Source organism: Mesorhizobium alhagi CCNWXJ12-2 (assembly GCF_000236565.1).
GTDB lineage: Bacteria > Pseudomonadota > Alphaproteobacteria > Rhizobiales > Rhizobiaceae > Allomesorhizobium > Allomesorhizobium alhagi.
The window spans coordinates 21,703-28,951 of sequence record NZ_AHAM01000280.1 but is presented as its reverse complement, the minus strand read 5'-3'; the positions used below and the strand labels follow the sequence as shown (position 1 = coordinate 28,951).

At 60.5% G+C, this 7,249-nt stretch carries 6 protein-coding genes; all 6 read right to left on the bottom strand.

Annotation, left to right across the window (positions count from 1 at the left end; genetic code table 11):
- A partial coding sequence (locus MAXJ12_RS29690; protein ID WP_008839862.1) for a phosphoketolase family protein occupies positions 1-1,814 on the bottom strand: 1,814 nt, incomplete at its 3' end.
- 145 nt (positions 1,815-1,959) lie between these two features.
- Complete coding sequence (locus MAXJ12_RS29685; RefSeq protein ID WP_008839861.1) at positions 1,960-3,591, bottom strand: MBL fold metallo-hydrolase; 1,632 nt, start codon at positions 3,589-3,591, stop codon at positions 1,960-1,962.
- Between the two features lie 313 nt (positions 3,592-3,904).
- Complete coding sequence (locus tag MAXJ12_RS29680; protein WP_139044107.1) at positions 3,905-4,264, bottom strand: DNA-binding transcriptional response regulator; 360 nt, start codon at positions 4,262-4,264, stop codon at positions 3,905-3,907.
- A gap of 108 nt (positions 4,265-4,372) precedes the next feature.
- On the bottom strand, positions 4,373-4,993 hold the full coding sequence (fixJ, locus tag MAXJ12_RS29675) for a response regulator FixJ (RefSeq protein WP_008839859.1): 621 nt from the start codon (positions 4,991-4,993) through the stop codon (positions 4,373-4,375).
- Positions 4,980-6,497 (bottom strand): PAS domain-containing sensor histidine kinase, encoded by a 1,518-nt coding sequence (locus MAXJ12_RS29670; protein WP_008839858.1) that lies wholly within the window; start codon positions 6,495-6,497, stop codon positions 4,980-4,982. The genes fixJ and MAXJ12_RS29670 overlap by 14 nt, the downstream gene beginning before the upstream one ends.
- A gap of 49 nt (positions 6,498-6,546) precedes the next feature.
- The gene (locus tag MAXJ12_RS29665; protein WP_040588780.1) at positions 6,547-7,245 is read right to left on the bottom strand and encodes a Crp/Fnr family transcriptional regulator; all 699 of its coding nucleotides are present in this window, start codon (positions 7,243-7,245) and stop codon (positions 6,547-6,549) included.
- Positions 7,246-7,249 lie beyond the last annotated feature (4 nt).

The following is a 7,249-nucleotide window of genomic DNA, read 5'->3' as shown; positions in this document are numbered from 1 at the left end:
CCCCCCTCCTCCATCGGCAGCCACTGCCAAAGCGGTGGTTTTCCCGCGACGATGATGTTGATCCTGTTCCAGGTCCTCAAGACATGATCGGTCACGCAAAGCAGGGAGTTGGCGTCCGGCGGAAGATAGACCCGCACGACATCGGCTTTCTTGTTCAGCGCCACGTCGATGAAGCCTGGATCCTGGTGACTGAAACCGTTATGCTCCTGGTGCCAGACATGGCTGGTCAACAGATAGTTCAACGAGGAGATCGGCCGGCGCCAAGGGATGTCGCGACTGGCGTCCAGCCATTTCGCATGTTGGTTGAACATTGAATCCACGATGTGGATGAATGCCTCGTAACATGAAAAAAAACCGTGCCTTCCAGTCAGAAGATAGCCTTCGAGCCAGCCCTGACAGGTGTGCTCCGAGAGAATCTCAAGCACGCGCCCATCGCGGCCAAGGTGGACATCCTCCGGCAGAACCGATTCCATCCACGCGCGTTCGGTTACCTTGAAGACATCCTGAAGACGGTTGGAGGCGGTCTCATCGGGCCCAACAATGCGGAAGTTGCGCTCCGCGCCATTTGCCTCGAATACCGCTCGCAGGAAATCACCCATTGCCCGCGTCGCTTCCGCTTTGACGGCTCCCGGCTGCGCGACAGGCACTGCGTGCGATCTAAGGTCCGGGAGCTCGAGATTTTTGCGAAGAACACCGCCATTGGTATGCGGATTGGCGCTCATGCGGAGCACGCCGCTGGGAGCGCTCGCGCGAATTTGTGGCGCCGGGGCGCCAGCAGCGTCGAACAACTCCTCAGGCCGGTAGCTCCGCAACCAGTCCTCCAGCAGTTTCAAATGCTCGGGATTGTCGGCTAAGCCGGACAGCGGCACTTGATGGGATCGCCAAAACCCTTCCGTCTTTAGCCCATCAATCTGTTTGGGACCCGTCCAGCCTTTCGGGCTTCGCAGGATGATCATTGGCCACGCCGGACGCGGGCTATGGTCGTTGGCGTCGTTGCGCGCCGTGCTTTGGATCGATCGGATGCGGTCGATCGCCTCGTCCAATGCCGCGGCCATTCGCTCATGCATGGCTGCCGGCTGATCGCCTTCGACAAACAATGGCTCGTAGCCATAACCGATGAAGAGCGCGCGCAATTCTTCGTCGGGAATACGCGCCAGTATCGTCGGATTGGCGATCTTGTAGCCATTGAGGTGCAGGATCGGCAAAACCGCGCCGTCCCGATCAGGGTTAAGAAACTTGTTGGAATGCCAGGACGCCGCAAGCGGTCCAGTTTCCGCCTCGCCATCGCCTATCACGCAAGCGACAATGAGATCTGGATTATCGAATGCCGCTCCGAACGCATGGGAAAGGGCGTAACCAAGCTCGCCGCCCTCGTGGATCGAGCCCGGCACATCTGGTGCGGCATGGCTTGGAATTCCGCCCGGAAACGAGAACTGTCGGAACAGCTTGCGCATTCCTCCTTCGTCAAGGCCAACATCTGGATACAGCTCGCTATAGGTGCCTTCGAGATAGGTGTTCGCAACCATTGCGGGGCCGCCGTGCCCCGGCCCGCAGACATAGATGATGTTAGCTTCCCGAAGCCGGATGATCCGATTCAGATGCGCGTAAATGAAACTGAGGCCGGGCGATGTTCCCCAATGTCCAAGCAGTCGCGGTTTCACATGCTCGATCCGCAGCGGTTCACGCAGCAACGGATTGTCGAGAAGATAGATCTGACCAACCGTGAGGTAATTTGCCGCCCGCCAATAGGCGTCGATCTGATGCAGTTCCTGTTCAGAAAGGTGATTGACCTCTGTCGCTGCGTGCTGGGTCATTGCTGCTCTCCTTGTCGGATCAGGTTTTGCGCAGGAAGTCGATCATCGCCTTGCGGCTGCCCACCGATCAACCACCCCGAGAATGGAGACGCTCTCGATGTCCGTCGCAGCAATTGATTTGCGGAGGTGCACATCGGTCTGATCGCTATTCCTTGCTTGCCTCTAGCGCTCTTTTGAGGCGTCGAATGATTGCTGCGCGGCCGCGCTCGTCCGCTTGCTGGTTGACTGCCTCGCTGACATCAAGCAGGAGTTTTGAAAGCTCGTTGTGCCAGTCGAGGCGAGCAACCTTTTCGGGCGCCAGGCGACGCGGCTCGTTGATGTCGACCTTGCTTAAGCTGGACTTCGAGAGCTCAAAAGCATCATCGATTTGCGGGGCGATTATCGCCTCTGGTGAAAAGACGGCCGAAAGGCGGGTTTTCAGCGCGCGTAGGCCAGACTCCTCTCCATGAGTCAGAAATATTGCCGTCCTGATCGGAAGCCGGTCCTTGACCCAAGCGACAAGTTCAGTGGCGTCCGCGTGACCCGAATAGAGATCCAGCTGACGGATCCGGGCCTTGACCTCGATTTCCTCGCCCTGGATGCGTATGCGCCGGGCGCCATCGATCAGAATACGCCCAAGAGAGCCCTGGGCTTGGAATCCAGTCATCATCACCGTGGCGTTCTTGCGCCAGAGATTGGCCTTGAGATGGTGCCGGATCCGACCTGCATCGCACATGCCACTTGCAGCGATAACGATGAAGAAGCCTGTCAGCCGGTTGATCGCCTTGCTCTGGTCCACTGTCTCGGTAAAGCGCACGTCGGGGGAGGTGAATGCGGCCTTCAACATTTCGCCCTCCTCGATCTCGCTGGCGTGTCGTTCGAAGATGGCGCTGGCTCGCGTGGCCAGCGGCGAATCCACGAAAATAGGGGCGCTCAGCGTCTTGTCATCCTTCATGAGGCGGAAGAGATCGACGAGGAGCTCTTGGGTCCTCTCAACGGCAAATGAAGGAATGATGAGCGGACCTTTCGCTTCAGCGGCGTTTCGAACTTCCTGCAGGAGCTGCAGGCGCCGGCCTTCCGGCGTGATATCACCCCGATCACGATCGCCATAGGTTGCTTCACAAATCAGATAGTCCAAATCGGACGGAGCCTCGGGATCGGACTGCAACAGCTTATGATCCGGTCCGATATCGCCGGAGAAAAGCAGACGCAGCGGCTCGCCCGGTTGCAGGATTTCCAGTTCGAGAGAAGCAGAACCCAGAAGATGCCCCGCATTCCAGAATCGTGCACTGACGTCTCCAGCAACCTTGAACCACTTGTCGTATTCCGCCCCGCGAAACAGCGTCATGCAGGCGTCTGCGTCTTGGCCTGTATAGATCGGTGACACCAGCGGGCGCCCGCGCCTGGCATTTCGGCGGTTCAGCTGTTCGACCTCCATCTCCTGGATGTGAGCGGAATCCGGCAGCATCACCGAACACAAATCGACAGTCGCCCGGGTTGCATGGATCGCACCGGAAAAGCCGTGCCTGACCAGTTTTGGCAAGAGACCGCTGTGATCGATATGGGCATGCGTCAGGATCACCGCATCGATCGTCGCCGGCGTGAACGGAAATGGCTCGTAGTTCAACGAGCGTTCGGATTTGGAACCCTGGAAAAGGCCGCAGTCGATGAGAAGGCGGGACTGCTCGGTTTCGAGTTCATAACAGGAACCGGTCACGGCGTGAGCCGCGCCGCGGAAGCGCAAGCGCGGCTTCGTCACGATGCACCTGCTGTGCCGGTGAGGTGCGTCGATCGCCACGGAAATTCTCTTTGCTGACGTTCGGGAGCGTATTGTCGAACGCAGACGATGGTATCGCCCTCGATATTGTGCATGTTCATTCCTTCCAACCCGAACAGTAATTGGTTCATCGAGGCGGACTTTGATCATGATCAAGGCCGCACTTGTTCGCTCAGCCGAGCACCCTGATTGGCCAATGAGCTTCTGGAGGGGTCTCCACGCTGGCGCGCCTGGTCTGGGTCAGCAAGAGAATTGTCCCGCCCCTTACCAGCGTGCCGGCCTTGGCGTTCCTGGCTATCGCGACATCCCCCTGGCGGGTTTTGGGCGTCTGAAACTACGCAGCGGTTGGTGACGGCGCCGATTGCGCTCGCACCATTTCGATCAGATCCCTGCCTTGGAGGGGCTTCGTCAACACAGTGGGTCCCCGATCGAGCCCTGCCGGAGAGAATCCGTCCACCAGCAGTATAACCGGCTTGAGCAACCGGTCGAGCGTATGCTGCGCAAAAGGGTCGATGCGCAGGGCGCCATCGTCGACAACTGCACAAAATGCCGACCAGGCGTCCGGTGTCGCCATCGCCTCCGACAGGGAGGCATACGAGGCGACCGCGAATCCCTCGACCTCAAGCGCGAATTCCAGCGAGCGCCTGAATTCGCGATCAGGGACAATGATGAGGACAGTGCTGGCGGCGGCCAAGAAGCGATTCCCGAACAATGCCGGGAGCCAAATGCCCACCGGGACACGCTTAGCAGGCAGCATTTCGCAGAGGCGCGCCTTGAGCTAAGTCAAAACGGGCGGTCTGGCTCAAGCCGGGCCGAAGCCAGCCGCAATAGCCATGCGCACAAGTTGCGGCAGGCTGCGCGCCTGCATCTTGGCCATGACGTTGGCGCGGTGGACCTCCACGGTACGCGGGCTGATGTCGAGGTCGTAGGCAATGGACTTGTTCGGCAGGCCGGCGACGACGCCGGAAAGAACCTGCCTTTCGCGTTCGCTCAGTTGTTCAAGCCTCGCCTGTATGGCGCCCACGTCGTCGATATCGGACGGCTTTTCGGAAAGCTGCTCAGCCGCCCGCCGGATCGCCTCGATCAACACCTCGTCTTCAAACGGCTTTTCAATGAAATCGATGGCTCCCGCTTTCATCGCCTCGACGGCCATCGGCACGTCGCCGTGGCCCGTTATCACGATCGAGGGAAGCGTGGTCCCCGCCAGGCGGAGGGCCTGCAGCAATTCCACGCCGGTCATGTCCGGCATGCGCAGGTCGGTGACGAGCACCCCATCGCGAATGCCGGAAGCCGCAGCAAGGAAATTGCTGGCTGACTCGTGCATGCGGACTGCGAAGCCAGACATCGTCAGGAGGAAGGCGAGGGACTTCCTGACCGGCTCCTCGTCGTCGACGATGTGGACGATGTAGTCAACCTTCTGCACTTTCCGCCTCCTCGATGGTCGGGAGTGTAAACCGGAAGGTCGCGCCGCCCGCTTCGTTGCGGCTTACCGACATATCGCCGCCATGAGCCTCGATGATCCGCTTGGAGATGGACAGGCCGACCCCCATTCCACCCGGCTTGGTCGTTACGAATGGCCTGAACAATTGTCCAGCGATCTCGTCGGAAATGCCCGAACCCGTGTCCTCCACCACGACAGCGATTTCTCCGGGGCCGACCCGCTCGGTCCGGACGATCAGTTCGCGGCGCGCGCTGTCGCGCATGGCTTCCATGGCATTGCGCATCAAGTTGGTCAGCACTTGCTGTATCTGTATGCGATCCACCAACACAAGCTGCGCCCCCGGCGCAAACTCGAATACCGTGCGCACGCCGCGCTCGCGAGACCCGACGAGGGCCAATGCGCCCGCTTCCTCGATTACGCTATGAATGCTTTCGGGAGCTTTCTCGGTATTGCCCTTCGTCACGAATTCACGAAGATGACGGATGATCTGCCCGGCGCGCAGCGATTGCCGCGCCATTTCCTCCAGCGCTTCCCTCATCCTCACCGCCACGGCGTCGTCCATGTCGCGGAGCAGGCGCGTACAGCCTTGAGCGTAATTGGCGATGGCCGAAAGCGGCTGGTTGAGTTCGTGGGCGAGCGTCGATGCCATCTCGCCGAGTTCGTTCAGCCGGGCGAGCCTTGCCAGTTCGCCCTGAATTTCCTGAAGACGCGCAGCCGATTCCTCGCGTTCGGTAAGATCACGGATGAAGCCGGTGAAATACGTCCTGCCCTCGGACTTCATCTCGCCGACCGCCAGTTTCATGGGGAAGGTCGACCCGTCCTTACGACGTCCGACAACGACACGGTCGACGCCAATGATGCGCTTTTCTCCGGTCGTCAGATATCTGTGCATGTAGCCGTCATGCTCGTGCCGGTACGGTTCGGGCATCAGGATGCGCACGTTCTGGCCGACGACCTCGCGTTCGGCATAGCCGAACTGCCGCACGGCCGCGGCATTGAACGAAACAATGGTCCCGTCACTTTCGATCACCACGGTCGCGTCAAGCACCGTGTCGAGAATGGATCGGAGATGCGCCTCGCGAGCGGCGAGCGCACCATCGGTCCGTGCGATCGCCTGCCGCGCCAGGTGGAGCAACTCGCCCAGCCAGGCAATGGCCAGCCCGCCCACGGCGAAGAGAAAGAACTCCGTCGCGTTACCGGAGGGCTCTGCCTGCAGCCTGTCCAGCCAGAACGCGCCGGCCAGGGAAAGCACCACGGCCGAAACGCCTGGCCAGATTCCGCCGGCGATCGACGCTACAAGTATGGCCGGCATGAACAGCGCAAACAGCGCCCTGTCGTCGAGCAGGCCCTGCAAGAGGAAGCGAAGCGAAAAAGCCGTTGCCACCGCGATGGCCGCGAGCAGAAAGCCGCGCTTCCCCTCAAAGCGGCCAGACAGAGCCGCCCGCATCAGGCGGCCCTTTATCCCAGCTATATTCTGCGCAGGCATGACTGGATTCAGCTCCAGAAACTGGATCGATGAAGTTGCTTCACGCCCGTCACCGCCGATCGCGATGCTCGGCGAGCACGACGAGGGCGTGGGGATCCTTGACCGTCACCTTCTGGCGGCCGCTGACGATGAGCCCGCGCTCTTCCCATGCGCTCAACAGCCGGCTGACCGTGTGCAGCGTGGTCCCTGTCATCTCGGCAATGTCCTGGCGCGAAATCGGGAAGTCAATCTCTATCCCCTGATCCGTTTTCTGGCCGGTCTGGTTGACCAGACGCAGCAGTGCATGAGCAACCCGCTGCTCAACCTGCTCGGTCGACAGCTCGACCACCCGGGTGTGCGTCTCCTGAAGGCGGCTGCCTACCGTCTTGTAGGTGTTGGCGCCGAAGCTTGGAAAGCGCAAGGACAGTTCCGACCAAAGCGCATTCGGCCAGACCAGCGCAACGCAGTCGACGGCTGCGATGGCACTTGCCGGGTAGGTCGTGCGGCCCAGGGCGGCGGCAACGCCGAAAATCTCGCCTTCGCTTATATATCTCACAATGACCTGATGCCCTTCCGGCGTCGTGCGAACGACCCGAATGTGCCCGTCGAGCAGCACGAAGAACGAATGCGCCTCGGCTTCCTGCTCGAACACGGCGGATTGCTTGGGATAACGGACGGAGCGCGCGCCGCGCAGCATCTCGTCCAGTTCGGCGGCGGTCAGCCCCTTGAACAGGGGCAGACGCGCAATGAGTGATCGGTCGAGTGCCAGGCCC